Annotated in this window: 28 protein-coding genes; 19 read left to right on the forward strand and 9 right to left on the reverse strand. The window is 67.0% G+C overall.

Annotated features, from left to right (window positions below; all coding sequences use genetic code 11):
* Position 1: 1 nt before the first annotated feature.
* The 4 genes from AA23TX_RS02725 to abmR all read left to right on the forward strand — a co-directional run bounded on the left by AA23TX_RS02725 (position 2) and on the right by abmR (position 4,495).
* Complete coding sequence (locus AA23TX_RS02725; protein ID WP_155541016.1) at positions 2 to 1,147, forward strand: hypothetical protein; 1,146 nt, start codon at positions 2 to 4, stop codon at positions 1,145 to 1,147.
* Positions 1,147 to 1,869 carry a hypothetical protein gene (locus tag AA23TX_RS02730; RefSeq protein ID WP_155541017.1) on the forward strand — a complete coding sequence of 241 codons (723 nt, stop codon included), beginning with the start codon at positions 1,147 to 1,149 and terminating at the stop codon, positions 1,867 to 1,869. The genes AA23TX_RS02725 and AA23TX_RS02730 overlap by 1 nt, the downstream gene beginning before the upstream one ends.
* A 22-nt stretch (positions 1,870 to 1,891) precedes the next feature.
* Positions 1,892 to 3,859 (forward strand): thioredoxin domain-containing protein, encoded by a 1,968-nt coding sequence (locus AA23TX_RS02735; RefSeq protein ID WP_155541018.1) that lies wholly within the window; start codon positions 1,892 to 1,894, stop codon positions 3,857 to 3,859.
* Between the two features lie 78 nt (positions 3,860 to 3,937).
* A complete protein-coding gene (abmR, locus tag AA23TX_RS02740; RefSeq protein ID WP_155541019.1) occupies positions 3,938 to 4,495 on the forward strand; it encodes an ATP-binding transcription factor AbmR in 558 nt (185 codons plus the stop codon).
* Between the two features lie 100 nt (positions 4,496 to 4,595).
* Here abmR and AA23TX_RS02745 read toward each other — a convergent pair whose 3' ends face one another.
* On the reverse strand, positions 4,596 to 5,039 hold the full coding sequence (locus AA23TX_RS02745; protein WP_155541020.1) for a DUF8820 family protein: 444 nt from the start codon (positions 5,037 to 5,039) through the stop codon (positions 4,596 to 4,598).
* Between the two features lie 18 nt (positions 5,040 to 5,057).
* Positions 5,058 to 6,194 carry a DUF6745 domain-containing protein gene (locus AA23TX_RS02750; RefSeq protein WP_155541021.1) on the reverse strand — a complete coding sequence of 379 codons (1,137 nt, stop codon included), beginning with the start codon at positions 6,192 to 6,194 and terminating at the stop codon, positions 5,058 to 5,060.
* A 172-nt stretch (positions 6,195 to 6,366) separates the two neighbouring features.
* On the opposite strand from AA23TX_RS02750, the gene AA23TX_RS02755 reads away from it, so the two are divergent.
* The 3 genes from AA23TX_RS02755 (at position 6,367) to AA23TX_RS02765 (ending at position 10,259) form a co-directional block, all read left to right on the forward strand.
* Positions 6,367 to 7,737, forward strand: coding sequence for a glycoside hydrolase family 28 protein (locus AA23TX_RS02755; protein WP_155541022.1), 1,371 nt, complete (start codon positions 6,367 to 6,369; stop codon positions 7,735 to 7,737).
* Between the two features lie 80 nt (positions 7,738 to 7,817).
* Positions 7,818 to 9,707, forward strand: a complete 1,890-nt coding sequence (locus AA23TX_RS02760; protein ID WP_155541023.1) for an acyl-CoA dehydrogenase family protein — start codon at positions 7,818 to 7,820, stop codon at positions 9,705 to 9,707.
* A gap of 93 nt (positions 9,708 to 9,800) precedes the next feature.
* The gene (locus AA23TX_RS02765; protein ID WP_155541024.1) at positions 9,801 to 10,259 is read left to right on the forward strand and encodes a hypothetical protein; all 459 of its coding nucleotides are present in this window, start codon (positions 9,801 to 9,803) and stop codon (positions 10,257 to 10,259) included.
* A 44-nt stretch (positions 10,260 to 10,303) separates the two neighbouring features.
* Here the strand turns inward: AA23TX_RS02765 and AA23TX_RS02770 are convergent, their stop codons facing one another.
* A complete protein-coding gene (locus AA23TX_RS02770) occupies positions 10,304 to 11,134 on the reverse strand; it encodes a PRC and DUF2382 domain-containing protein (protein WP_155541025.1) in 831 nt (276 codons plus the stop codon).
* A 298-nt stretch (positions 11,135 to 11,432) separates the two neighbouring features.
* Here AA23TX_RS02770 and AA23TX_RS02775 point away from each other — a divergent pair, with 298 nt between their 5' ends.
* Both AA23TX_RS02775 and AA23TX_RS02780 read left to right on the forward strand, forming a co-directional pair.
* Positions 11,433 to 11,906, forward strand: a complete 474-nt coding sequence (locus AA23TX_RS02775; protein ID WP_155541026.1) for a carboxymuconolactone decarboxylase family protein — start codon at positions 11,433 to 11,435, stop codon at positions 11,904 to 11,906.
* A gap of 772 nt (positions 11,907 to 12,678) precedes the next feature.
* Positions 12,679 to 13,392 carry a hypothetical protein gene (locus AA23TX_RS02780; RefSeq protein ID WP_155541027.1) on the forward strand — a complete coding sequence of 238 codons (714 nt, stop codon included), beginning with the start codon at positions 12,679 to 12,681 and terminating at the stop codon, positions 13,390 to 13,392.
* Here the strand turns inward: AA23TX_RS02780 and AA23TX_RS02785 are convergent.
* From AA23TX_RS02785 to AA23TX_RS02795, 3 genes are all read right to left on the reverse strand, one after another.
* Complete coding sequence (locus AA23TX_RS02785) at positions 13,385 to 15,409, reverse strand: serine/threonine-protein kinase (RefSeq protein ID WP_155541028.1); 2,025 nt, start codon at positions 15,407 to 15,409, stop codon at positions 13,385 to 13,387. The genes AA23TX_RS02780 and AA23TX_RS02785 overlap by 8 nt on opposite strands.
* Before the next feature lie 136 nt (positions 15,410 to 15,545).
* Positions 15,546 to 16,016: an NUDIX hydrolase gene (locus AA23TX_RS02790; protein ID WP_155541029.1), complete on the reverse strand. Its 471-nt coding sequence runs from the start codon at positions 16,014 to 16,016 to the stop codon at positions 15,546 to 15,548.
* Positions 16,017 to 16,024: 8 nt separating this feature from the next.
* On the reverse strand, positions 16,025 to 16,768 hold the full coding sequence (locus AA23TX_RS02795; RefSeq protein ID WP_155541030.1) for a DUF5919 domain-containing protein: 744 nt from the start codon (positions 16,766 to 16,768) through the stop codon (positions 16,025 to 16,027).
* A gap of 236 nt (positions 16,769 to 17,004) precedes the next feature.
* Here AA23TX_RS02795 and AA23TX_RS02800 point away from each other — a divergent pair, with 236 nt between their 5' ends.
* The 9 genes from AA23TX_RS02800 to AA23TX_RS02840 all read left to right on the forward strand — a co-directional run bounded on the left by AA23TX_RS02800 (position 17,005) and on the right by AA23TX_RS02840 (position 23,784).
* Complete coding sequence (locus tag AA23TX_RS02800; protein WP_155541031.1) at positions 17,005 to 17,229, forward strand: hypothetical protein; 225 nt, start codon at positions 17,005 to 17,007, stop codon at positions 17,227 to 17,229.
* Positions 17,230 to 17,251: 22 nt separating this feature from the next.
* Complete coding sequence (locus tag AA23TX_RS02805) at positions 17,252 to 17,698, forward strand: hypothetical protein (protein WP_155541032.1); 447 nt, start codon at positions 17,252 to 17,254, stop codon at positions 17,696 to 17,698.
* Between the two features lie 243 nt (positions 17,699 to 17,941).
* Complete coding sequence (locus AA23TX_RS02810) at positions 17,942 to 18,217, forward strand: hypothetical protein (RefSeq protein WP_230862315.1); 276 nt, start codon at positions 17,942 to 17,944, stop codon at positions 18,215 to 18,217.
* Positions 18,204 to 18,449 carry an AMED_5909 family protein gene (locus tag AA23TX_RS02815; RefSeq protein WP_155544209.1) on the forward strand — a complete coding sequence of 82 codons (246 nt, stop codon included), beginning with the start codon at positions 18,204 to 18,206 and terminating at the stop codon, positions 18,447 to 18,449. The genes AA23TX_RS02810 and AA23TX_RS02815 overlap by 14 nt, the downstream gene beginning before the upstream one ends.
* A gap of 334 nt (positions 18,450 to 18,783) precedes the next feature.
* Positions 18,784 to 20,337: an FtsK/SpoIIIE domain-containing protein gene (locus tag AA23TX_RS02820; protein WP_155541033.1), complete on the forward strand. Its 1,554-nt coding sequence runs from the start codon at positions 18,784 to 18,786 to the stop codon at positions 20,335 to 20,337.
* Positions 20,334 to 20,720 carry a hypothetical protein gene (locus AA23TX_RS02825; RefSeq protein ID WP_155541034.1) on the forward strand — a complete coding sequence of 129 codons (387 nt, stop codon included), beginning with the start codon at positions 20,334 to 20,336 and terminating at the stop codon, positions 20,718 to 20,720. The genes AA23TX_RS02820 and AA23TX_RS02825 overlap by 4 nt, the downstream gene beginning before the upstream one ends.
* A complete protein-coding gene (locus AA23TX_RS02830; RefSeq protein ID WP_155541035.1) occupies positions 20,720 to 22,324 on the forward strand; it encodes a replication initiator in 1,605 nt (534 codons plus the stop codon). Before AA23TX_RS02825 ends, AA23TX_RS02830 begins: the two co-directional genes overlap by 1 nt.
* Positions 22,325 to 22,337: 13 nt before the next feature.
* Complete coding sequence (locus AA23TX_RS02835; protein WP_155541036.1) at positions 22,338 to 22,523, forward strand: helix-turn-helix domain-containing protein; 186 nt, start codon at positions 22,338 to 22,340, stop codon at positions 22,521 to 22,523.
* Between the two features lie 25 nt (positions 22,524 to 22,548).
* Positions 22,549 to 23,784, forward strand: coding sequence for a tyrosine-type recombinase/integrase (locus tag AA23TX_RS02840; protein WP_155541037.1), 1,236 nt, complete (start codon positions 22,549 to 22,551; stop codon positions 23,782 to 23,784).
* 27 nt (positions 23,785 to 23,811) lie between these two features.
* Here the strand turns inward: AA23TX_RS02840 and trhA are convergent, their stop codons facing one another.
* Complete coding sequence (trhA, locus tag AA23TX_RS02845; RefSeq protein ID WP_196425156.1) at positions 23,812 to 24,486, reverse strand: PAQR family membrane homeostasis protein TrhA; 675 nt, start codon at positions 24,484 to 24,486, stop codon at positions 23,812 to 23,814.
* An 80-nt stretch (positions 24,487 to 24,566) separates the two neighbouring features.
* Between trhA and AA23TX_RS02850 the strand changes: the two genes are divergently transcribed.
* Positions 24,567 to 25,343, forward strand: a complete 777-nt coding sequence (locus AA23TX_RS02850; protein ID WP_196425157.1) for an isoprenyl transferase — start codon at positions 24,567 to 24,569, stop codon at positions 25,341 to 25,343.
* Between the two features lie 59 nt (positions 25,344 to 25,402).
* Here AA23TX_RS02850 and AA23TX_RS02855 read toward each other — a convergent pair whose 3' ends face one another.
* A complete protein-coding gene (locus AA23TX_RS02855; RefSeq protein WP_230862316.1) occupies positions 25,403 to 25,630 on the reverse strand; it encodes a hypothetical protein in 228 nt (75 codons plus the stop codon).
* Between the two features lie 226 nt (positions 25,631 to 25,856).
* A complete protein-coding gene (locus AA23TX_RS02860) occupies positions 25,857 to 26,141 on the reverse strand; it encodes a hypothetical protein (RefSeq protein WP_155541038.1) in 285 nt (94 codons plus the stop codon).
* Positions 26,142 to 26,166 lie beyond the last annotated feature (25 nt).

Raw genomic sequence — 26,166 nt, forward strand, 5'->3', positions numbered from 1 at the left:
GATGGCGCAGGACCCGGTCCACACCTACCTGATCTCCGACCTGATGACGAACCGGACGCTGGCCGAGGTCCCGCTCACCGGCGTCAAGTACTCGAAGAAGCTCGGCGCGTCCGGGACGCTGTCCGCGACGCTGAGCCTGGGCGACGCCCGGATCAGCGCCATCGATCCGTACGACCTGAGCACGCCGGGCCGCCGCGTGGTCTACGTGCTGCGCGACAGCCGCCCGGTCTGGGGCGGGCTCGTGTGGACGCGGAAGTTCGACTCGGGCTCGCAGCAGATCTCGCTGGGGTGCGGGGACTTCTGGTCCTACTTCGAGCACCGCAAGGTGCTGCCGGTGCTCCCGGCGGCCGCGTTCACCGACCCGCACTTCGTGGCGAAGCAGAAGGTCGAGTGGAAGAACACCGACCAGAACACGATCGCCCGCAACCTGGTCGAGCTGGCGCAGTCCCACCCGGGCGGGAACATCGGCGTCACCTTCCCCGACCGTGGCCTCTCCGGCATCCGGCTCGACCGGACGTACTTCGGCTACCAGAACGTCAGCGTCGGCGACGCGCTGCGCAAGCTTTCCCAGCTCTACGACGGCCCGGACGTGATGTTCGACGTCGGGCCTCCCGACCGCAACGGCCGGCCGACGCGGCTGCTCCGGCTCGGCACGCCGCGGCTCGGGCAGGAGGGTTCCGCGCACGTCTGGGAGTACGGCGGGAACCTGCTCGGCTACGGCTGGCCCTCGGACGGCACCCGGATGGCCACCCGGACGTTCGCCTCCGGCGACGGGATCGAGAGCGGCATGCTCGTCGCCGTGGCGGAGGACCGCGACCGGTACCCGGACGGCTGGCCGATGCTGGAGACCGAGTACGGCTACAGCTCGGTGACCGACCCGGGGCAGCTGGCCTCGCACGCGCTTTCGGACCAGGCGGTGAGCCGGCTGCCCGTCGTGCTGCCGACCCTGACCGTCCACGGTGGACTCCCGCCGACCGTCGCCGAGATCGGGGTGGGCGACGACGCGCGGGTGATCATCAAGGACGACTTCCACGCCGGCGGGATCGACACGCTGATGCGGATCGTCGCGCTCGACGTCACCGTCGGCGACGACGGGCGCGAGGGCGTGGTCCTGACCATGAACCCCCTGTTGGAGGACGCGGCCTGATGGCACAGATCAACCAGCCGTCCAGCATCGTCGACCAGGTGGTCGCGCTGCGCCGGGAGGTCGACGAGCTCCGCAAGCGCGTCGGCATCGGCAACGCGACCATCTCCGGCGGCACGTTCACCGTGCAGGACAACGGCGTGATCCGGATGGTCGACCCGGACGGTCACCTCATCCTGTACTTCGGGCCGGGCGGCGACGGCAAGCAGATCATCCGGATCCGCCGCGACGGCGGCGCCGACGTGATGTACACCTACACGACCGACAGCGGACGCCAGTTCTGGGCGCTGACCGACGGCGCCAGCGACATCGTCGCCTCCGACGACGCCGCGTCCGGCACCGGCCTGGCGCGGCCGTGGATCCCGGTGTCGTTCGAGAAGGTCCGGTTCGGCGACTGGCCGAAGATCACCAACGCCTCGTTCGAAACGGTGTGGGAGGCCAACTTCCAGAAGACCCACCCGTTCATCCAGCTGTTCACCGTCGAGGGGTGCGAGAGCGCGACCAACGGCGAGGGCCAGATCGTCATCACCGACGCCGCCGGGCAGTCCCGCGTCGCCGATTCGTGGTCGATGGGGCCCGGCCTCGGCCGCAACCGGCGGGGCCCGTACGCCCTGCCCGGGCCGCCCTACGCCGGTGAGGTGCGGGTCGCGGTGAACTACCGCCGGACGTCCGGCACCGGCAACGTCGTGGGCGTCGCGATGGACGCCACCCAGCGCCAAACCTGAGCCCCGACCTACGCTGGGCGGCATGAACCGTCTCGCCAGCGCGACCAGCCCGTACCTGCTCCAGCACGCGGAGAACCCGGTCGAGTGGTGGCAGTGGGGGGCCGACGCGCTCGCCGAGGCGCGACGGCGGAACGTGCCCATCCTGCTTTCCGTGGGCTACGCGGCGTGCCACTGGTGTCACGTCATGGCGCACGAGTCGTTCGAAGACCCCGAGACGGCCGCGGTGATGAACGAGCACTTCGTCAACATCAAGGTCGACCGCGAGGAGCGGCCGGACATCGACGCCGTGTACATGGCCGCCACGCAGGCGATGACCGGGCAGGGCGGCTGGCCGATGACGTGCTTCCTGACCCCGGACGGCGAGCCGTTCCACTGCGGCACCTACTACCCGCCCTCGCCGCGGCCGGGGATGCCGTCGTTCCGGCAGCTGCTCGCCGCGGTCGCCGAGGCGTGGCGGGAGCGGCCGGACGAGCTGCTGGACGGGGCCAAGCAGATCGTCGCGCACATCGCCGAGCAGACGGGCCCGCTGCAGGAGTCCGTGGTGGACGAGGCCGTGCTCGCAGCCGCGGTCGAGAAGCTGCGGCAGGAGGCGGACCCGGTCAACGGCGGGTTCGGCCGCGCGCCCAAGTTCCCGCCGTCGATGGTGCTGGAGTTCCTGCTGCGGCACCACGAGCGGACGGGATCCGCCGACGCACTGTCCCTTGTGGAGTCGACGGCCGAAGCGATGGCCCGCGGCGGTCTGTACGACCAGCTCGCCGGCGGCTTCGCGCGGTACTCCGTGGACGCGTCGTGGATCGTGCCCCACTTCGAGAAGATGCTGTACGACAACGCGTTGCTCCTGCGGTTCTACGCTCACCTGTGGCGGCGCACCGGCTCGGCGACGGCGTCGCGCGTCACTTCCGGGACCGCGGAGTTCCTTTTCGGATACTTGCGGACGGCCGAAGGCGGCTTCGCGTCCTCGCTGGACGCGGACACCGACGGCGTCGAAGGCCTGACGTACGTCTGGACGCCGGCGCAGCTGCGTGAGGTGCTCGGCGACGACTCCGCGGCCGCGTTGTTCGGCGTCACCGAGGAGGGGACCTTCGAGGAGGGCGCGTCGACGTTGCGGCTGTTCGGGGACCTGCCGGAACCGCTCCGGGTCAAGTTGCTGGAGGCTCGCGCGAAGCGGCCGCAGCCGGGCCGGGACGACAAGGTGATCGCGTCCTGGAACGGCCTGGCGATCACGGCGCTGGCCGAGGCCGGGGTCGCGTTCGATCGTCCACAGTGGATCGAGCGGGCGGTCTCCGCGGCCGAGTTGCTGCTGCGCGTCCACGTCGTCGACGGCCGGTTGCGCCGCAGCTCGCGCGACGGCGTCGTCGGGGAGTCGGCCGGGGTGCTGGAGGACTACGCCTGCGTCGCCGACGGGTTCCTGGCCCTGCACCAGGCGACCGGCTCGGCGAAGTGGCTGACCGAAGCGACCCGGCTGCTCGACCTGGCGTTGACGCACTTCGCGTCCCCGGACGTCCCGGGCGCGTACTTCGACACCGCGGACGACGCCGAGGCGCTGGTCCAGCGTCCGGCCGACCCGGGCGACAACGCGAGCCCGGCGGGAGCGTCCGCGCTGGCCGGGGCCTTGCTGACGGCGTCCGCGCTGGCCGGGCACGACTCCGCGACGCGCTATCGCGAGGCGGCCGAGCAGGCGCTGCGGCGGGTCGGGGTGCTGGCAGGCCGGGTGCCGCGGTTCGCCGGGCACTGGCTGTCAGTCGCGGAGGCGCTGCAGGCCGGCCCGGTGCAGGTCGCGGTGGTCGGCGCGGATCCGGCGTTGCGCCTGGCCGCGGCGCGGGGCGTGCACGGCGGCGGCATCGTGCTGGCCGGCGAGCCGGACGCGCCGGGCGTCCCGCTGCTGGCGGACCGTCCGCTGGTCGACGGTGCCGCGGCGGCCTACGTCTGCCGCGGGTACGTCTGCGACCGGCCGGTGACCACCGCCGAGGAGCTGACGGCTCAGCTCTGAGTGAACGACCTGCTCTTCCACCTGCGTTCGGCGTAGCGTGAGTAGCGTTGTAATCATGTAATCGTGGAGGTGGCGGAGATGGGACGAGGCTGGAAGGGCAGCAGCGGCTGGCAGCAGGCGGAGGTGCCGTCGGCGAGCGACGCGGCGGCGTGGTTCGGCGGGCGCCTGCCCGACGGCTGGTTCACCGGGGCGCCGCGGATCACGGTCGACCGCGAAGAGATCATCGTGGTGGGCGAGCTGCCGGCGTTGACGGAGGAGTACGCGGACGACGCCGCGCGTGCGGCGGCCGAGGAGGGCCGCATCAGCCGCCACCGCGAGGAGACGCGCGATGAGCGCATCGAGATCGCACGCCAGGCGGAGCACCGCTACCAGCGCAAGGTGGCCTGGGGCGCGAAGCTGGGCGGAACGACGGCGCTGTTCACGACGCATTCGGCCCCGGTGATGACCCGGCTGCGCCAGCCGGAGAGGTTGGTCCTGGACACCTTGGTGGACGCGGGAGTGGCTCGGTCGAGGTCGGACGCGCTGGCGTGGGCGGTCCGCCTGGTGGGCGAGCACGCCGACAGCTGGCTGGGCGAGCTGCGGGAAGCGATGAGCAAGGTCGACGACCTGCGTTCGAAGGGCCCGGACCTGGCCTGACCAAGACCGGTCGTGAGTGGGAAACAGGGTTAGAACACGGTTTCCCACTCACGACCGGTGCCGTGGGGTGCCGCCCCCTCGGTGGCACCCCACGGGTCCCTCAGTCGGCGACCAGCACCGGCCCGCCCTGGTAGAAGCTCGCCCCGGCGCGCCGGAAGCCGCCGGCCTCACGTTGCCGTCGCACGAGCCAGCGCCCCGGGGCGATGCCCGTCGCGCCGTGCTCCGGGTGTACCAGGTACACCGGCACTTCGATGTGCAGCATCGCGACCGAGAGGCCCTCGGGGTCGAAGACCTGGGTCGTCAGCTCGCACCGCCCGACGAGGGTGTGCGGGTTGTTCCCGTCGCCGCCGCGGACGAGTTCCACCCCCTCCGCGGGCAGCGGGCGCCAACCGGCCCGGAAGTACGCGGAGCCGGTCATGTCGTCCGGGATCACGATCAGGTCGCCCTGGGCCTGGAGCCCGTCGATCACCGGGACGTCGACCTGCCGGTCCAGGTGGGCGAGGACGTCGAGCCCGGTCTTGTCGAGCAGTTCTGCCAAATACATGGGATCACCTCGAAGAGTTCAGGTCCGGCGCCGCAGCCGCGCGTACTGGGCTCCGCTGAGCCCGTACGTCCAGCCGGCGGCGTCGAGGGAATGGTCGATTTCGGCGGGCACGCGCAGCCCGTAGTGCCGGCGCGTGCCATCGCGTTCGACGGAACCGTTGACCACCAGCAGCAGCCGGGCCGACGGGCCGTCGTAGAGCCGGAGCTCGTACCCGGGGTTGCCGGGGTCGTCGGCGCGGTCGAGGAGCTCGAACCCCGCCTCCGCCACGAACGCCGGCCAGCCGACGCGCTCGATCGCGCAGCGGCGCACCTCGACGTTGCGCTCCGCGATGATCCGCTCGGCCGCCGGCGCATCGATCACCCAGGACGGCACCCGCGTCCCGTGCCACGCGTGCACGGTCCAGCCGTCGGGGAACGCCACCGCGGGCCCGGTCTCGTGGTGCAGCCGGACCAGGCCGTAGTCGTCGTCGACGCGTTCGGTGCGCACGACGAGCGGCCGTTCCGCGACCACGCAGACGTCCTCGCGCGGCCACCACCAGCCGCACGACCGCGCGAGGGTGACCCACAGATCGAGCTGGACGCCGTCGGCCGGCTCGAACCGCACGCCGTCGACCTGCCGGTGCAGGTCGTACAGCGCGATCCAATGCGCCTCCTGCTGGCCGTCCCAGTGCAGCCCGGCCCGCGTCGTGAGCTCACCACGGAGGGCACCGGCGACGGAGTCCCGGATCGACCGCCGCAGCGCGGGCCCCAGGCCGTTGTTCAGCAACGTCCGCAAGGAGAACCCCAGCGGGTCCGGCGGTGGCCGGTCCACCCGCCGGCGCCGGTCGTGCCAGGGACCGATCCGCTGGTCGAGCCGCTCGCGCAGGGAGGTCACCAGCGTCGCCAGGCGGGCTTCGACCGGGAGGTCACCGCCGAGGGAAAGCGCTTGCCCAGGTGTCACCACCTCGGTCGCCGCGGCCGGGGAAGGCACCCACTCGAAGGACGGCGGCGACGCGCCGGCCAGCTCGTAAAGGCGGGTGATGGCCGCTTCGGCGGCCGGACGATCGGCCGGCTCGGTGCTCAGCGCGTGGCTCAGCCAGGAGTTCCGGATTTCGAGGGCCCGTGACCACAGTTCGGGGCCGGGGAAGCGACGGCCGGGCCGTCGCGAGGCGTTCAACGCGCGAGGGCGCGCACGCCCTTTCGAATCGACATGATCCGATCATGACAGCACTTTCGCCGCTCGCGCAAGCCTGGACCTGGGGCCGCGTTGACGCCTAGAGTGCGTCGTGCCCACGGTCCGTGCCGTGGTTCCGCCGTCGCACAGGGTCTTCCCCCGAAGGATGGCGTCCATGGACGGCAGGTTCACCCGCCGGCAGCTGATCAAGGGCACGATGGCGGTCGCACTGGTGCCCGGAATCCCGGTCCCGGCCCCGCACCGCTACCGCGTCGACGTCCCCGCGCTCCCGTGGCCGGCGGCCAACGACATCGTCGCGAACACCACGATCCCGCAGTTCCCGGACCGGAGCTTCCCGATCACCGGTTACGGCGCGAAGAACGACGGCAAGACCGACAACACCGCGGCGATCAAGAAGGCGATCGAGGCCTGCACCGCGGCCGGTGGCGGTCACGTCGTCGTGCCGTCCGGGACTTTCCTCACCGGCGCGATCTACCTCAAGAGCAACGTCGACCTGCACCTGGAAAAGGGCGCGGTGCTCAAGTTCGGCGGTGACGCGTCGAAGTTCCCGAACGTCCTGACGCGCTACGAAGGAATCGAGTGCGTCAACCACTCGCCGATGATCTACGCGTACCGGGAAAAGAACATCGGTCTCACCGGCAGCGGCACGCTCGACGCGGCGGCGACGTCGTCGTGGAACAAGGGCAGTGACCGTGCGTACCTGGAAACGTTGGTGGCCAAGGGAACCCCGCCCGAGAAGCGCGTGGTGCCGGGGTCCGGGCACACGATGCGGTCGGCGTTCGTCGAGCCGTACGCCTGCGAAAACGTCCTGATCCAGGGCATCACGCTGAAGAACTCGATGTTCTGGCAGCTGCACCCGACGCTGTGCCGCAACGTCACGGTCGACGGCGTCAGCACCGACCCCAGCACCGCGCACTCCAACACCGACGGCTGCGACCCCGAGTCGTGCGACCACGTCGTCATCGCGAACTGCAGTCTCGGCGCGCACGACGACAACATCGCGATCAAGTCCGGCCGCGACGCCGACGGGCGCCGCGTGAACGTCCCGTGCCAGAACCTCGTCGTCGTGAACTGCGTGATGAACGGCAACTGGGGCGCGATCACCTGCGGCAGCGAGCAGACCGGCGGGATCCGCAACGTCTACGCGTACCAGCTCACCGTGAAGGGTGACACGAAGTTCGCGCTGTACGTGAAGTCGAACACGCTGCGTGGCGGGTTCTCGGAGAACATCAACCTCGACAGTGTCTCCGGCACCTTCGCGCGCAACTTCGTGTACGTGACGTCCACCTACAACAGCCAGACCGGGAGCAACGTCCCGTCGTTCGGGCCGTTCACGATCGGCAACTGCTCGAGCACGAAGATCGCGGGCAAGGCCTTCGACGTCAGCGGGCTTTCGCAGGCTCACGTGCACGGGTTCACCGTGGCGAACTCCACGTTTGAAGGCGTGTCCGACACGTCGAACACGCTGAAGTACGTGGACAACGCCAAGTTCACGAACGTGACGGTCAACGGCAAGCCGATCTGAACCTGCGGGATCGGCGCGGCTGCGGCAGGCTTACTACCAACGAGTAGGAAGCCTGCCGTCAGTCCTTTCCGGAGGTAGCCGTGGACGTCCCCGAAGTGCCATCGAAGGTGGATCCGGACGCGTTGACCACCGTCCTCGACGGGCGCTGGGCCGAGGTGCGCCGCGGGGTCCGCGCGCAGATGAGCGAGGCGGAGTTCCGGGACCCGGTGGACCTCGGCATCGAGGACCACCGCGCCCAGGTGCTCGACCAGCTGCGCGCCCTGGCCGAGAGCGACCGCCCCGGCCTGGGTTTCGACCCGGCCTACGGCGGCGGTGGCGACGTCGGCGGCTCGGTGACGTCGTTCGAGCTGCTCGGCTACGGCGACCTGTCGCTGATGGTGAAGGCCGGTGTCCAATGGGGACTCTTCGGCGGCGCCGTCCAGCTGCTCGGCACCGAGCGCCACCACGCCGCGCACCTGCGCGCGATCATGAACCTGGACCTGCTGGGCTGCTTCGCGATGACCGAGCACGGCCACGGCTCCGACGTCCAGCACCTGCGCACGACGGCGACCTTCGTGGACGGTGGGTTCGTCGTCCACACGCCGGACGCCATGGCCACCAAGGAGTACATCGGCAACGCGGCCCGCGACGGCCGGATGGCGGTGGTGTTCGCCCAGCTCGTCACCGGCGGCGAATCCCGCGGTGTGCACGCGTTCCTGGTGCCGATCCGGGACGAGTCCGGCGCACCGATGCCGGGAGTGTCCATCGAGGACTGTGGTCCGAAGGCGGGCCTCAACGGCGTCGACAACGGACGGTTGAGCTTCGACAACGTCCGGATCCCGCGCGAGGCCCTGCTGAACCGCTTCGGCGACGTCGCCGAGGACGGGACGTATTCGAGCCCGATCGAGAGCGACAGCCGCCGGTTCTTCACGATGCTGGGCACGCTGATCCGCGGCCGGGTGAGCGTCGGCGGCAGCGCGGGCGCCGCCACGAAACGCGCTCTGGCCCTGGCGATCCGCTACGGCGAGCAGCGCCGCCAATTCATGACGCCGGAGGGCGAGGAGGTCGTCATCCTCGACTACCTCGGGCACCAGCGGAAGCTGCTGCCGGCGCTGGCGAAGACGTACGCGCTGTCCTTCGCGCAGGAAGAGCTGGTGGCGAAGCTGCACGACATCGACTCCTCGGCGCCGGAGGAGGAGCAGCGCGAGCTGGAGTCGCGCGCGGCCGGCCTGAAGGCGCTCAACACGTGGCACGCGACGGCGACGATCCAAGCGGCGCGCGAGGCGTGCGGTGGCTCGGGGTATCTGGCGGAGAACATCCTGCCGGGTCTGAAGGCCGACACCGACGTCTTCACGACGTTCGAGGGCGACAACACGGTGCTGCTGCAGCTGGTCGCGAAGGGCCTGCTGACCAGCTACAAGCAGGACTTCGAGGACCTGTCGCCGCTGGCCACCGCCCGGTTCTTCACCGACCAGGTGGTGAGCGCGATCCTGGAGCGGACGTCCGTGCGCAAGGCGCTCGAGTCGCTCACCGAGGGGTCGGACGCGGATGTCTTCTTCAGCCGCGAGTGGCAGCTGAGGCTGTTCGAAGACCGCGAGGAGCACGTCGTCGAAGGGGTGGCGAAGCGCCTTCGCAAGGCGGCATCGGACCCGTTCGGGGTGTTCAACGCGGCCCAGGACCACGTGCTGCGCGCGGGCCGCGTCCACATGGAGCGCCTGGTGCTGGAAGCGTTCGCGGCGGCCATTCCGAGGTGTGAAGACCCGGACGCCCGCACGCTGCTCGACCGCGTCTGCGACCTGTACGCGTTGTCGGCGATCGAAGAGGACCTGGCGTGGTTCCTGGGTCACGGCCGCTTGACGGCGTCCCGCGGAAAGGCCGTCACCGCGGCGGTGAACGGCCTGTGCGCCCAGCTGCGCCCCCACGCGCGAACGCTGGTGGACGCGTTCGCGATCCCGGAGCAGTTCCTCGCGGCGCCGATGCTGCGGTCCTGACCGGACGGTCTGCTTCGGTGGGGTAGCGGAGAGCGGGCCGCACGGGTCGTCTAGCGTGGCGCGTCCGATTTCCCTCTCCCCGAAGGTCTTCCCATGGGCGCACGCCGCGAAAGACGCTTGCTCGAAACCGCCGCACCGATGATGCAACCGGGCGAAACGCCCGAAGTGATCGCCATGGCCAAGGTGGGCTCGCTGCGGAAGGTGCTGGGTGAGCACTTCGCGCTGAGCATCGCGACCGCGGTGCTCAGCGGCGGCACGATGTTCTCGCTCACGACCCAGCGGGAGCTCTACTTGCTGCTGACCGACCGTCAGCTGCTGTTCTTCGAAGCCGACGCGTACACGGGCGGCCCGGGCAAGGCGCTGTTCGCCGTGCCGCGCACGCACGTCGCGATCACCGAGCCCAAGAAGGGCTTCCTGGTGAAGTTCGAGCTCTACATCCACGGCTGGGACCAGGCCATGACGCTGTCGATGCCGCCGATCCCGCCGTCGTTGCGGAAGAAGGGCCTGCGCCTGGTCGCCGGCTTGCCGCGCGTCCAGGCCGCGGTGGCGTGACCGGTGGGTGGCCGGCGTCGGGGGCCGGCCACCCACCGGGGGTCCTACTTGCGGTGCTTGCCTTCGTCGTCGGTGACCTCGAACTGCTCCTTGCGGACCTTGCCCGAGACCGTCTGCTCGTCGGTGACGGTCTCGGTCCGCAGGCGCACCCGCTCGACCGGCACGGTTTCCTTGCGCACCACGGGCTTCTCGGCGTGGAGGACGACGTCCTGCTCGGCCTCGCCGATCTCGCCCCCGGCCTGGCCGTCCTTGATCGGCTCCCGCTCGATGCGCACCTCTTCGTGCCGCACCGGGACCGTGACCTGCTGCTCTTCGGTGACGACGTACTTGCGCAGCCGCACGTGCCCGGTCTCGACCTGCTCGGTGCCGACGTTCAGCCGTTCCTCGGACCGCGTCATGCCGTCCTGGCCGGACTTCGCGCGCTGGCCCTTGTCCATTCCGGACTTCCCGGCGGCGTCCATTTCGGACCGTCCGCGGCCGTCGGCGCCGCCCATCGCCGGGTTCCGGCCCTGCGTCCGGTCACCCGTCCGGCCGTCCATCCGGCCATCGGGCGAGGTCCGCGGCATCGGCAGGCCGTAGTGCTGGTAGAGCTGGGCGCTCTCCTCGGGCGAGAGGTGCCCGTCGGCGTCGATGCGCGGTGCGTCGGAGACGGCGTCCTTGTCGACCCGGACGTGCACGCCGTCCTTGTCGGTGTGCGCCCCCGAGAGCGGGACGAAGCTCTCCTTGGTGCCGAAGAGACCGGTCTTGACGGTGATCCACTCCGGCTGGTGCGTCGTGTCGGCGAGGTAGACGTTGCCGACCTTCCCGAGCTTGTTGCCGGCCGGGTCGACCACGGCACTGTCGATGAGCTCCTGGGGCTGCATGGTCTTGGCCATCGCGGTACTGCTCCTTTCGCGCGTCGGTGTCTGTAGGAGCAACCGTGGAGCGCGCTGTTGATCACGGCAACCGTCGTGGTGCTCCCGTGGGTGACCCCGGAAAGTGGTGGTTTGAAGCGCGGCTCGTTGGCGAGGTCCGGCGTGTTCCAGCAGGTCGCACGGGCTGTACCGGCCGTGAAAGACGGCGTGGGGGATGGCGCGAAGGTGTACATGTGACCGGCACCACGAATCCGGCTGTCACAACCCGGCCGCGCGCGTCGTCAAGGGGGGTGAAAGCGGACGACGGAAGGAAAGCACGATGGAAGCGCGGCTCAACATGTTCGAGAACGAAGTCACGACCAAGTTCTTCAAGCGCCTGATCGCGGCCTCCCGCCCGATCGAGGAGTCCTCGCTGCCGAAGGCGACGCAGGAGCTGGTGAAGATCCGCGCGAGCCAGATCAACGGCTGCGGAATGTGCCTGGACATGCACACGAAGGACGCGGCGGCGGCGGGCGAGACGGCGGTCCGCCTGGCCCTGGTGGCAGCGTGGCGCGAGGCGGTGGTGTTCACGGAGGCGGAGCGAGCGGCCCTGGCCCTGGCCGAGGAGGGAACCCGCCTGGCGGACAACCACGAGGGCGTGTCGGACGAGACCTGGGCGGCAGTCCGCAAGAACTTCGACGAGGAGCAGATCGGCGCACTGGTCTGCCTGGTGGCGGAGATCAACACGTGGAACCGCCTGAACGTGATCGTCCGCAACCCGGCAGGCGAGTACCAGCCGGGAATGTTCGGCTGACGCGCATCGCTGGGGACTTCCAAGGGGGAGGTCCCCAGCAGTGCTCAGGCGTACATGGCCAGCCAGATCGCGATGATCTGCTCCGGGCCTCTTCTGCACCTCGGCGTCTCTGCCTCTTAGGTGCGCTGAGCTGCGGTTTTACCTGTCATCAGTTCTCGCGGGTGCTTGCCTCTTCCTGACCTCTGACGGCCTGGAGACGGCCTGGCGACCGACGCCACAACCTGCTCTGCATCCCGATATGAAGCCAGCACGCGGCCGGTGGTGCCGGGTCAAGACACGCTTCATCGTCTTGACGCGGTGCTACCGGCCGTTGTCACGATCAGGCGTCGGGATGGAGGTCCCCAACGACGGTGCGTAACAGAGATCGACTCCCAAACGACCCGACTGTTACCACCGCTCGTAGCTCGTCGAGGAGGCCGAGGATGCCCCAGGGGAGAAGTGTCCCGCCGCCGTGCGGCGCTTCGCCGGGTGACCCGCTGGCGGCCGCACCGCCCGGCCGGCGGGCGAAGCGGAGCGGCAGCCCGCCGTGCCGGAAGCGGATGCGGGCGCCCAGGTGAGGGGCCACGTAGGCGACAGGCGCGCCGCCAGCGGCGGCGCGCCCTTGATCCCATAGAGCCAAGTTCGGCAGTATCCGAGAAGCTCACATGGTGTGCGTTATCACCCACGATCCATGGCCTTCTTGTCTCTAGATACCCTCCATCGGACCTCGCGTGCAGTGTCTGTATGACCGAGGATGGAGGTACGGACGCAGCGGGAAGCGAGTGAACGAGTGATGACTACCGGTACGGCGCTGGCGGAAAAACCAGTTTTGCGACGTGAGGTCGACTTGCGGGACCCGGTAGCTGCATGGCTGGAGTCGCGTTGTGAAAAAGGTTGCGTAGCTGACGAGATCGATGCAGGCGCCGGCATCGCGGACCTAGTTGCAACCTATGGCAGGACCGCTAGCGAACGCGCTAACAGCTATCGTTATCGATACGTGAGTCTCACATCGAGAAATGAAGTTGAACTTTTCCGGTTCCTCGTTAAGGCTAGAACAGAGCTAGAGCTGCGCGAATGGGCGCCATGGGGATGGAAATCTCTTCGCGAGAACGCTATGGCACCGCTACTTGATAGGGGTCTGATTCGATGCTCGTCTGGGAAATATGAAATTGTGGAGAAGATACCCGACCCGGGAACAAACATAACTGCAGTTGAATTAAAACTGCGAGACTGGCGTCGAGCTGTCGGCCAAGCGGCTCGATATCACTTGTTTGCTCATGAAGTTTATATCGCGCTCCCGATGGCTGCTGCTGAAAAATCTATCACGGCCGCCGGAGAGCTTGGGATCGGCGTCCTCGGAATCGATGACGATCATATCGTGCGCGAACTGGCTGCGGCAGTGCCGAATCAGCCCATGGATGATTCGTCTCGAAGACTGGCTGCGGAACGATCTGTTGCGACGGGATGGGCGACTGTTAAGCGAGTCGGCGGCTCCTCTCTTAGATGATCTTTTTCCAAACCTCCAGGAATGTTCCGAGTTCAGCTGGGTCGACAATCCCGCGCAGCTTTGAGTAAAGACCCTGAGCCTCTTGAATCTTGGTTTTCATCCATTCGCGACGCTTGCTAGGTTCGAGGCTCGACAACTCAGCTACTTGATCGCTCTTTGCTTGCATATTGTGTTGGCGCAGAGTGATCCGCTGTTCGGTCGTTGAGATCTGCGCGATGGGCCTGCCTGAAGAAAATAGATCGCGATCGTACTTTGTGTAAGTTCTTGTTAGAAGTCCGGCACGTCGCAAGCGAGCATGCGTTTCGATCTTAAGGGAGTTCAGAAGATCGGGCACGTAGTAACGATCGGCGGCTTGACCACCGCGCGTATCTTCTACCTCTTCCAAGTGGCGCGGAAGATTCTCAAGGTTCGCGGATACGCCAGTTGACCATCCCGATGCGCCCAGGCCCAGGGCTAGCAAGCCAGAAACGTCCCGCCGTCCAATTATTATGGGGGATTCGATCTCTCGGCAGACGGCGATCACGTCACGAATTCCCCTAAGGGTTCCCTCGTCGGCAAGAGGGGCAAATGGTACCTGTGCCGTATGCACCAGCAGGTAGACTGCCGGCAATCGTGTTGCCGTGAGTGCATTCAGTAGGTGCTCAAGTCCTGCGCCGCCGCTGAGTACGCCCGAGCCGACAGCGACCGCTGACCAGACCTCGTTCTTGTGTCCTGCCTGCTGAAGGATGTCGCGGCAGGTCTCTGCGCAAGAGAGGCTTTCGTCGATCCATTCCAGCTCCCCGGAATCTGCGAGAAAGTAGGGTGAGATCACGATGTCGGTTTTATTGTCGATCTGGTGCTCGACTATGCTGCGGCAGTAGTCGGCGCGGGCGGATTCCGATTTTGGAACTTCTAATATTCTCGCTCGTTGGCCATATGGCAGCTTTTTGTAGGATGAGGATCGAGCTTCGATCGGCGATCGATCCAAATATGAAACGGGATCGATCGCGAGGTTGACTTTACTGCTGGCTGCTACCTGGGTCATTACGTCTATCCGTGCGCTGCAGCCGGCGGCGTCGAGAATTAAGCCGTCTGTTCCGAGTTCGGTGACGAATTCCGAAGTGGCGACATTTTTTATTTGGCCAACCGCTAGGTAGAAGCATAAGGAGTTGGAGTTGTCGTCTGAGCCGTCTCCCTCCAGGGCGGCGACCGCGTTCCCAACGTCTTCAAGCAGCTTCTCGGGATCGAGGTATCGCTTGAATGGCTGTTGCTGGGTCATTTTCTCGAGAACATTCGAGAGCTTGGCTGGAACGCGCGCGTTCACATCCTTCGCTTTAGGGATAGCGATTACACCTGGGGCTGACCAAAGTTCGACGCCTGTGACCTTCCCAAAGGGCTTGGAATTTGTGACTAGCCTCCATGCTAGAAGACCAATGACAAACTGATCAGATCGCCAATCTCCACGCTGCGGTGACTTGCTAACCTGCTCCGGACTCATCCATCCAGGCGTCCCTGGGGTGGGTAGCAGCGTGTGTGTCTCGTCATCTACGTGACGGGCCATTCCGAGATCAACGATTACAACCTGCCCCGACTCTGTAAGCATCACATTGCTCGGAGAGAGATCGCGGTGTGCTGTCTGTTCGCGCCACAATGCCGCCGCGCCTTCAACAACCTGCATCATAATAGATGCGGCAGTCTTAAGGTCGAATTCGTCGTTGAACTTCAACGACTTGCTCAGTGGTGCACCGTCGATGTAGTCCATTTCAACATATTGAAATGAGGTGTCGTCGATTGTGATCGCATCGATCGCTCGGTATGCGACCACGTTTTTGTGGCTGACGCGTCGCAGGGCCGCGAACTCTCGCTCGGTTCTGACGACATCGGTCCGTTCTGGGTCAAGAATCTTGACTGCGAAGACGTCGCTCCCGCGCTGTACTTTGAACGTGCTGGCAAAGCCACCAGTCCCCAGGTGTGTCACCTCTGCGTCTGGATACAGAGTTAGGGCGATGGACTTAAGTTTCTGCGTATCAGCCGGCATGGACGCTCCCCTGATCAAGTCAGTCTGATCACCAAATCGCTCCGCCTTGTCGGCTAGTTACGCACGTAATTCAATTGAAACAAAGAATATCGTTATGTAATCGATGTATTAATGTGACCCGAAAGATGTCTTGTTGCTAGGTGAAAAAAGGATCTCGATTACGGGTGAGCGCGTGCCTAATTCGCATCTCGATCGAGGAATGAATGCTCATTGATTCGAGCGAGGATGGCATTACCCAATCGACAACTTTGCTCTCTTCGCTGGTCTGCAGTGTTCCGCCTCTAGGAGTCGCTCGAAAGCAGATTGAGAACTCTTGCCTGACCTCGCCATCGTCGTAGGCGATCACGTGCTTAGGGTCCGAGTACAGGCCGATCACTCCCGTGACCTCGCATTCGATGCCGGTCTCCTCGCGGACCTCCCGAACCGCCGCCTCGGCCAACGTCTCGCCGAGTTCAAGCTGGCCACCTGGTATCGAGTACAGGTCGTTGTCCGTGCGCCTGATCATCAAAATTCGGCCTTCGTCGTCCTGGATGAACGCCGAGACCGCTACGGCGATGCTGTTTGCCTTGGGTGCGTTCGGGTCGTTGTAGTAGTCGACTCGGGTCATGCTGCCTCCTAGAAGGTGGCTGGCTTGGCGAGGTTCCAGACTGACTCGAAGCTCTCCGAGTACGTCTCGAAAAGGTCCCCGGCGGACAGTCTTCGCAGGTGGAGGGACGGGGCGTGGGCTCCCTGGAATCCGTACACGTGCGTGTTGATGATCATCTCATCGTCGAAACGGAAGATCGAGTTGTAGAGCGTCGTGTTGTGGAACCGCATCTCCACCCCGTCGACGCCGACCAGCGGCCGGTAGGACGCCAGCGCGTTGCGGATGCGTGCCGCAAGCGTCCCGTCGCCGAGCTGCTCTTCCTCGCCACGCAGGGCGACGCTGTCACCCTCGGGGTCTCCGAACACGAGCCGGATTCGAGCGCCGGCCGCTGCCTTGGCAGTCAGGTCCTTGATGAACCGCGGGCGTTCGACCAGGAACAACGCCGCGTGTACCAGGATCTCGACGGTCTCCGATGCATCCTTGATCAACCGGTCCCACAGTTCGACGGGGACGGCGTTGCGGTGCGGGAAGACCTGCACCAGCTCGGCGGCAGCCGTCTCGGCCTTGCGTTCCGGGGCCACGGAGTCCGGCCACAAGTAGGTCTCTGACTCGCGCGCCATGGCGGCGATCTTGTGCCGGTGCTTGGGGTAGGGCGTCCGGTTCTTGGTGATCCAGCGCTCGACGGTCTTCTGATCGACGCCGACCGCCTTCGCGACCTGCTCCAACGCCAGGCCATTGCGCAGCAGCGCGTCACGCAGGCGTTCATTCGGCATCTGCACCCCTCGGGACGTGTAGGGACGTCTTCGACGGTACCAGGGACGTCCCGAGATGTCCTGCCACGTGGTGATCACGTCCCGCGTTTTGGCGGAGATTGGGTGTCAGGTTGCCGGGGCAGGCCCGGTGCCAGGACACCGAGGAGGTAGGCGTGACTACTGAAACCGCCGTTCGGCCGGCTGGCTCGGACAAGCGGGCGGTCCCTCGCCGACGTGCGGCGTAAGCGCGGCGTGGCATGCGCGACACGGTTCAGATCCACGTCACGGCTGATCTGCCGATTCGTGCCCGCGCGCTGACGTACGCAAACCGCGCCGAAGTCCGGTTCGGCAAGGCGTTCCCGGTGGTCCTGCTCGTGGACTCCGACGCCATTGCCGTACTCCGGAGGGAACTGGATAAGGCGAGCGCGGCATTGGACGCCGCAGCGGCACGAGGCGGAGAGCCGCCAGAAACTACCAACTAGCAGACGACACAAGGGATTCAGCATGGCTATCGACAAGGGACACCGGTTCGGCATCGACTTCGACGACGCGTTCACCCAGGGCCTCGTCATGGTGGGCGAAGTCTCGCCCGATAACGAATACCAATCGCGTGAGGACCGGGCTGCCAATCGCCCGGTGCGGCAGCGGGTTGACGAGGTGACCGGGAAGCGCCAGTGGAAGGTCATGGTCACCGACCCGGCGGAGACCCGCGCGAAGCGGGCGTCGTTCGAGATCACGCTTCTCGCCGACGTCCAGCCGGTGCCGACCACCTCGGAGGCGCTGCCCGGGATGCGGCCGATCGAGCTGGACGGCCTGACGGCGGAACCGCGCGTGGCTGGGCAGGGTGAGTTCAAGTACCAGTCCTACGTGTTCCGCGCGACCGGCTTCAAGCAGGCCGCGAGCAAGCCGTCCCGGTCCGGTGGGTCCGGTGAGACGGCAAAGGCCGCGTGACAGGGATGGGCTTCCGCGAGCGGGTCGAGGCGTGGGAGCGGGCGTATCGGGACTACATGGCCGCGTGGGAGCACGGTCGTGCGGTTTTGTCGCCGGTGAGTGCGACGAACACGGCGAATTCTGCGCGGCGGGTGTCGCGGGCGTGGCACGAGCTGGCGCAGGCGCGTGGGTTGCCGTGGTGGTGTGTGGCCGCGTTGGAGTCGGCGGCCGAGGGGTTCGCCGAGTTGGCAAGGGATTGGGCGATTGAAGCAGGACACGGCGGTGATGGACGGGCTGGGCGTCCGCTGGGCGGTGGGTCCGGGTATCGAGGTGACGGTGGAGGAGACCGGTCCGGATCGGTCGGCTCCGCCGGTTCTGGTGTTGGCCGGCGCGCCCTTCGTGCTGACGTTGGTGCCGCCGCAGGACCGGGAAGCGTGGCCGGATTGCGTGGTGTTCCTGCGCCAGCTGCGCGACCACGCCGAGGACCTGGCGGCGCTGCTGGAAGCCCGCGCGGAGAGGCGTGACGGTGCGGAAGGCTGAGCCGAAGACACTGCGGGAGGCGCACGAGGTTGTGATGGACCGCCGGCCGCCGAACAACGCGAACCCGTCGGTCTGGCTGGCGTTCCGGCTCGGCAACGCACGGTTGTACAAGGCAATTGCGGACGTCGACCGGGGTCATCACCACGAGGCGCTGTACTGGGCCGGGTACGAGGAGCGGCAGGCAGGTGAGATCTCGGCCGAACTTCAGGCGGAAGGGAAGTCCGCTGATTAGTCGCATGTAGACGACCGGAAAGTCAATAGTATCAGCGAAAAACGCACACTATGACGTGCGGCGTTGAAGCACGTCCTGATGTGGGTGCGTGTGATCCGTAAGGCGCAGAAGCGGAACCTGGCTACCAACCTTGCCGCTCCTGCGCTGTCCACAACCAGCGGAAGTGAACAATGACAACGCTAAACGATGACAACGGGCGAGCGTCAACGGGGGTCACCCGAACGCGCTGCGCTTCCTGCAAACGCTTCGCCAAACTCCTTCCCGGCGAGACCCAGTGCGCTCCGTGCTTGGGAATGCTGCCGCTGGATCTGCGGGTGAAGCGGGGTGGTCGGTGATGTCTCCCGGCTTCGCGGTAGTGGCCCTGGCTGGCCTGGGGCTTGGTGTGTGGGTGCTGCACAAGGTCGGCCGTGCCCTGGCCTCGATTCTGGAAGCTCTGGCTGCGGCGGCTGTGGTGTTCGTGGCCCTGTGGTGGCTGTGCAAAGCCGTGGTGTGGATGATCGCGCAGGTCGTGACCCGGTGGCGGACCAGTCTCGCCGTGATCGCAGTGGTCGTGTGGTGTGAGCTGTTCGGCTGGCTCTCCCTGGTGCTCGTCGCGGCCAGTATCGCGGTGGTCCTGGTGACATGGTGGGCGATCGACGCTGTCTCGTTCGATCAGTGGTGCTGGAGGTTCCTACGCTCCTGGTGGGCTCGGTGGGCGATCTATGGGCGGAAGCTGCCGGAGTGGCTGCACGCCTGCGGCCTGTCGGTGCGGGACGAGGCGCTGCCGGTGGTGGTGAACGTGAACCTCGTCGGCCGTCGACGCGCGCTGTCCCGATCGACGTCGAACCGGGCGAACGCGCGGCTGCCCAAGGTTCTCGGCGTCCGTTCCGGTGCCTCGTGGGATGAGGTGCGGGTGGAGCTGGTGGCCGGGCAGAAGCCGGAGGACTTCGACGACGCCGCTCGTGCCTTGGCCGTCGCGCGGAAGGTCGCCCGGTGTCAGGTCCGTGAGCTGGCCCCGAACGTCGTGTCGATCGACTTCCAGCGTCGTGACCTGCTCGGCGGAGGTGTGGCCGGCCCGCAGGTCCCGGAAGGCATCGACTCGTCCGGTGTGGACTTGCGCAACGTCTGGGCGGGCCGGACCGAGTACGGGCGTGACTGGCGTGTTCCGCTGCTGGGCTCGGGTGCACATTGCTTGACCGCTGGTGCCTCGGGCGCGGGCAAGAACTCGGTGATGTGGTGCCCGCTGGTCGCGGCGGCCTCGGCGATTCGGGCTGGGGTGGTGCGCATGTCCGGCATCGATCCAAAGGGCATGGAACTGGCGTACGGACGTGGGATCTTCTCCCGCTACGCGGTCGGCGGCAAGGACGCCGTTGAAGTCCTCGACGGCCTGGTCGAGGAGATGGAATCCCGCAAGCGCGCGTTCGCCGGTCGGCTGCGGACCATTCCGGTGTCGACGGAGTATCCGTTGGAGCTGCTGGAGTTCGACGAGATCGGCGCGCTGACGAAGTACACCGACCGCAAGACCCGTGAGGCCATTGTGGAACGGGTCGCGCTGCTGACGACGCAAGGCCGGGCGTTGGGGATCTCGGTCCGTGGCTATGTCCAGGAGCCCACCAAGGACACCGTGCCGGTCCGGGAGCTGTTCACCCGGAGGGTGTGTCTGCGGGTCACGTCGAAGACGCACGTCGGGATGGTGCTCGGTGATGGGGCGTACGAGCGCGGTGCGTGGGCGAACCGGATTGGTGACTCGGAGGCCGGTGTGGGCTACGTGTGGGGCGAAGGCATCCGCGAGCCGCTGCGCATCCGGGCCGGGTGGGTGTCCGACGGCACCGTGAAGGCGCTGGAGGAGTACGTGACCAACGGGGGTGTCGCGGATCTGCGGCACGGCGGTGAGGGGGTGGCCGCGTGAACCGGCTGATGATCTTCCTCGACGCCATCCGCGATCACCTGGACTCGTATCAGTTGCCGCCGGCCGCGTCGGTCGACGTCAACGCCTGGTCGAGCCCGATCACGGTTCAGCTCGACGTCGATGGCCTGCCAGAGGTGTCGCGGGCGTTGCTGGTGTGGACGCAGACGCTCGAGGACGTCTCGGCTCGGCTGTGGCGGCTGGTCGACGGGCGGTGGGTGCACCTGTCGATCAGTGGCCGGACGCCGTGCGGCATCCCCGTTGTGGTGTTCGGGGTGGTCCGGTTCGAGCCGAGCACCTTCCCCGACCTCCCGGCCGGAGCGAAGCAGGACATGCCTGTCTATCTGCTTCGTGGCTGGTCATCGCCTGGGGAGGTGGCGGCCTGATGAGCGAGACACGCGCCGAGCGGATGCGGACACCGCTGGCAGCCGACGTGATCCGGGCGACGGCGGAGAAGCACGGCGTCTGCGTCCGCCCGTTCACGATGGAAGTCGGCGACACCCAGACCGGCGAACTCCGGTATGTCCCCGTGCCCTGCGGCTCCACCGTGGAATCGGTATGCCTGCCCTGCGCCCGGAAGGCAAAGGTACTTCGGCAAGCCCAGTGCCGCGAGGGCTGGCATATGACCGAAGAGCCCGTCCTCGCCGCCGAACCGCCCTCGGAGGATCACAAAGAGCTGCTGACCTACCGCGCGGACCTGATCGCGGCCTATCGGGACGTCGTCGAGCACGACCAGGCCGAGGCCGAGGAGCTGCGGGAGGAGATCGCCGGGGTCGACGCGGAACTTCGGCAACTCGGGATGCGGGGCCGGCTGCCCGCCCTCGACGTGCCAACCAAGCGAGCCGTGAAGCGCTCGACCCGGCGTCGGCAGGACGCGCCGAACCTGCCCCGGCAGAAGGTCGCGAAGACCACGGTTGGTCGGGAGTACGCGGGGAAGTTCCGGCCGTCGATGTTCGTCACGCTGACCTGCGACACCTACGGCCCCGTCCGTGATGGGGCTCCGGTCGACCCGGCCCGGTACGACTACCGGCGGGCCGCTCGGGACGCGGTGCACTTCTCTGCGCTGGTGGACCGGTGGTGGCAGAACCTGCGCCGGGTCGTGGGCTGGGACGCGCAGTACTTCGCCACCGTCGAGCCGCAGAAGCGCACGGCTCCGCACCTGCACGCGGCGATCCGCGGTGCGATCCCGCACGATGTGATCCGGCAGGTCACGGAGGCTACGTATCACCAGGTCTGGTGGCCCTGCCACGACCAGCTCGTCTACACCGAGCGGCTGCCGGTCTGGGACCCGGACACCCGGGCGTTCCTCGACCCGGACACCCGGGAACCGCTAACCGCCTGGGATGACGCCGTGGACCAGGTCGAGGATCCGGCGCATGTCGTCACGTTCGGGCGGCAGGTGCACTCGAAGGGCATCCTCGGCGGAACCGAGGAGGCCGGCCGCCACATCGGCTACCTGACCAAGTACCTCACCAAGTCCACCGGCGAGGTCGTCGAAGCGGACACCGCGCGGCTGCGGGATCACCACGACCGGCTGCACGCCGAACTGTCGGTCACGCCGTGCTCGCCGCGCTGCGCGGTCTGGCTGTTGTACGGGGTCCAGCCCAAGGGAGCAGGCAGCAAGACCACCCCGGGGCACTGCAAGGGACGGGCGCATCGGCGGACCACGCTCGGGCTGCCGGGACGTCGGGTGCTGGTGTCGCGAAAGTGGTCGGGCAAGACCCTCGACGACCACAAAGCCGACCGGAAAGCCTTCGTCCGGCAGGCGTTGGCGGCGATCGGGATCGAGAAGCCACAACCGGACCCGGCCCGGCTGGTCTGGCGGAAGGTCGAACCAGGAGATCCGCAGGTCCCGCCCCGGTCGCACCTGGTCATGCGGGCGATCGCGGAGCGGATCACGTGGAGGGCCGAGTACGACCGGGCGCTACTCGCGGCCGCTGGGCCACCGGGGAGTGATCCAGAAACTTCGGCAACTCAGCTCGCAGCGTGACAAGGGGGAGCACATGAACAACGTCCACAGCATCGAACGCCTCTGGTCCGTCGAAGACGTCTCGGACTACCTCGGCGTCCCGGTGAAAACGCTCTACCAGTGGAAATGGCGTGGCGAGGGTCCGCCGGTGAAGAAGATCGGCCGGCACCTGCGCTATAACCCGGCCTCCGTGCGGGCCTGGGCCACCGAAGCCGCGTAACCAGTTTCGAGAAAGGAGAGTCCACATGGGACACATTCAGGACCGGTGGTACCGCCAGGCGCGGCACCCGGAAACCGGACGGCTGCTCTTCAACGACAAGGACAAGCCGGTCATGGAGCGGTCCGAGCTGTACGGCATCGGGCTGCGGTACAAGGTGCGGTACCTCGATCCGGACAACAACGAACGTTCGAAGTCGTTCGCGGACAAGCAGAAGAAGCGCGCCGAAGACTTCCTCATCGAGGTCGAGTCGGACAAGCGGGAGGGCAAGTACGTCGACCCGCAGGCCGGCCGCGTGCTGTTCTCCGTCGTCGCGGATCGGTGGGTTGCTGCGCAGACCTTCGACCACACGACCCGGGAGCGGGTGATCAGCCGTCTCGCCAATCACCTCAAGCCGTTCTTCAAGGCGAAGACCGTCGGGGCGATCAAGCCCAGCGACGTCCAAGCGTGGCTCCGCTGGCTCCAGGATCGCAGGGTGAGCACGCGCTCGCGAGTCCTGTACTTCACCCACCTCGTGTCCATCCTCAGCTTCGCGAAGGAGGACAAACTCATCGTGAGCAACCCGGCCCAGGCGTCGAGCGTGACTCGGCCCCGGGCGGGTCTGCGGCAGGTACAACCCTGGCGGCCGGAGCGGGCGCAAGCCGTCTTGAACGCGCTGCCGATCCGGTTCAAGCCGGTCGTCCGGGTTCCTGCCGGGATCGGGCTGCGGCAGGGTGAGGTGTTCGGGTTCTCCCTGGACGACGTCGACCGGGACCGGAACGTCGCCCAGGTCGAGCGGCAGGTCCGGATCGTCGACAACGTCCTGTGCTTCGCGCCGCCGAAGCGGGGCAAGACGCGAGAGGTGCCGATCGGTGGTGAGCTGTTGTCCGCCCTGGACGAGTACGCCGAGCAGTTTCCGGCGACCGAGATCACGCTTCCGTGGGTCCACCCCGAGGGCAAGCCGGTCGCCGTGAAGCTGCTCATGGTCGACTACGACGGGTTGCCGTTCCGGCGCGGCGGCTTTCGGTTGAGCGTTTGGCTACCTGCGCTCAAGAAGGCTGGCATCGAGAAGCCGACCCGAGCGGACGGGATGCACGCGCTCCGGCACCTCTACGCCTCGGTGCTGCTCGACGCCGGCGAATCCATCAAGGCGCTGTCCAGCTACCTCGGTCACTCGGACCCGGGCTTCACGCTGCGCGTCTACACGCACCTGCTGCCGACCAGTCACGAGCGGACCCGCAACGCCGTCGACGCCCTGTTCAGGGACGGCCTGGCGGCGGCCTGAGGAAGATCCACAAGGGTAAAACCGCAGCTAGGCGTACATGGCCAGCCAGATCGCGATGTAGTGCGAAACGGCGGCAAGCACAGTGCAGGCGTGGAAGAACTCGTGGTACCCAAAGGTATCCGGCCAGTGGTTGGGCCACTTGAACCCGTAAAAAGCCGCCCCGAGCGTGTAGAACAACCCACCCACGCAAAGCAGGACCAAAGCCGCGACTCCGGCATGCGACAGCAACTCCGGGAACACGAACACCGCAACCCAGCCCAGCGCGATGTAGATCGGCACCCCGAGCCACCGCGGAGCATGCGGCCACAGCATCTTGAGGGCCACACCGGCGACAGCCCCACCCCAGACGATCGCCAGAATCACGTACCCGGTCGGCTTGGACATCGCCAGCAGCGTGAACGGCGTATACGTCCCCGCGATGAACAAGAAGATCATCGAGTGGTCCGCGCGCTTCATCCACTTGTACGCGCGGGGGCTCCAGAAGCGGCGGTGGTACAGCGCACTCACGCCGAACAGTCCCAGGACCGTCAGTCCGTACACCGACGTCGCCAGTGCCGCGGTCGAGGACACCGTGGACGCGGCCAGGCTGATCAGTGCCGCCGCTGCGGCGAGGGCACCGAAGAACGTCCAAAAGTGAATGTGCCCGCGCAGTCGGGGGCGGAGGTCCGCTACGGGCTCGGGTGGTTCCGTCGTCACGCTCACCCTTCCAGGTTACGGGACCGTAGGTTCCCTGGCAGCGGTCAAGTCACGCGCCTCACACCGGGTGCGTAGGCTTCCTCGACGTGAGTGTGCGCTCCTTCTTGTCCGACGTCGTGTACAGCGCCTACGGCCGGCGCCTCATCCAGCAGGCCGCCGGCCGGCATCCCCGGCACATCGCCATCATGCTCGACGGCAACCGCCGCTGGGCCCGTGAAGCGGGCTTCTCGGACGTGGCGGACGGCCACCGCGCCGGGGCGAAGAAGATCGCGGACTTCCTGAGCTGGTGCCAGGAGGCCGACGTCGAGGTCGTCACCATGTGGCTGCTCTCGACCGACAACCTCAACCGCGACCCGGACGAGCTCACGCCGCTGCTGAAGATCATCACCGACGTCACCGACGAGCTCGCCGCGCCCGGCAAGAGCTGGCAGCTGCGGATCGTCGGCGCCCTCGACCTGCTACCCGCCGAAGTCGCGAAGCGACTCAGCGAAGCCGCCGCGCGCACCGAGGGCCGCACCGGCATGGAGGTCAACGTCGCGGTCGGTTACGGCGGGCGGCAGGAGATCGCCGATGCAGTCCGCAAGTTGCTGCTCCAGCACGCCGACGAAGGCCGGACGATTCACGAGCTGGCGAAGATCCTCGACGTCGACCACATCTCCGAGCACCTCTACACCTCGGGACAGCCGGATCCGGACCTCATCATCCGAACTTCCGGTGAACAACGGCTTTCCGGATTTCTGCTCTGGCAGTCCGCGCATTCGGAATTCTGGTTCACCGAAGCGTATTGGCCGGCATTTCGTCGCGTCGACTTCCTGCGCGCCATCCGTGACTACGCCTGGCGCCACCGCCGGTTCGGTTCCTGAAACCGCGGAAACGCCGAAGGGCCCCGGAGCGTGCTCCGGGGCCCTTCGCAAGCCAGCACTCAGTGGTGGTGGTGCTCCAGCGAGTGGAGGATCAGCGCCGGGGTGGTGGCGATGCCCGTGTAGGCGCCGGCGACCAGGGAGGCCGCACCGTAGCCCAGCGCGCCGCCGCCCTCGATGAACGTGGCGTACGCGTCGCCGAACGTCGGGTCCGGGGTACCCGTCGTGTCGCCCGTCGCGGCGAACGCGGTGCTGCCGATCATCATGAGGCCCGCAGCGGTGGCGGCCACGAATCCAGCCTTCTTCAGCACTTCGCACACTCCTAGGTAGAACTGTTGGGGTCCGGGGCACCGGAGAACCGGTGGTGTGTCCCGCAGTGAGAAAATTACCCGTCTATCAGGCGCCTCGTACGGCTTGTACGCCCATTGTGTGAGCCTGCTGCGGGTGCTTTCACTCGGACCGGTTCTTTGTGCGCGGCGCAAAATGCGCAGCGCAACCCGACGTGGTAAAAGCCGTTCAGTCGATCTTGTGAATACAACCGGTCAGCAATTTCACCAAGATCATTCCGGCGAGTGTGCATCGAACGAGACCCTGGTTACCCACGGTGACCATCACTGGCCGTTGATGTCGGACGACCGACAGTGAGGTGACGATCTGGCGAATCACCGTGTTGGCTCCCTGCGCGATCCCGCATTCGTGGGTACCTTCCGAGGTGAGGGCACGCGATCCGTGCGGGTCCTCGCGGGAGGCCCTGGTCGTGACGGTGATCGAGGGGGCGGCGCAGCCGCCCACGAGACGCACGAGGGGGCCGGCACCCGGCCCTCGT

The sequence above is a fragment of the Amycolatopsis camponoti genome, assembly GCF_902497555.1.
Lineage (GTDB): Bacteria > Actinomycetota > Actinomycetes > Mycobacteriales > Pseudonocardiaceae > Amycolatopsis > Amycolatopsis camponoti.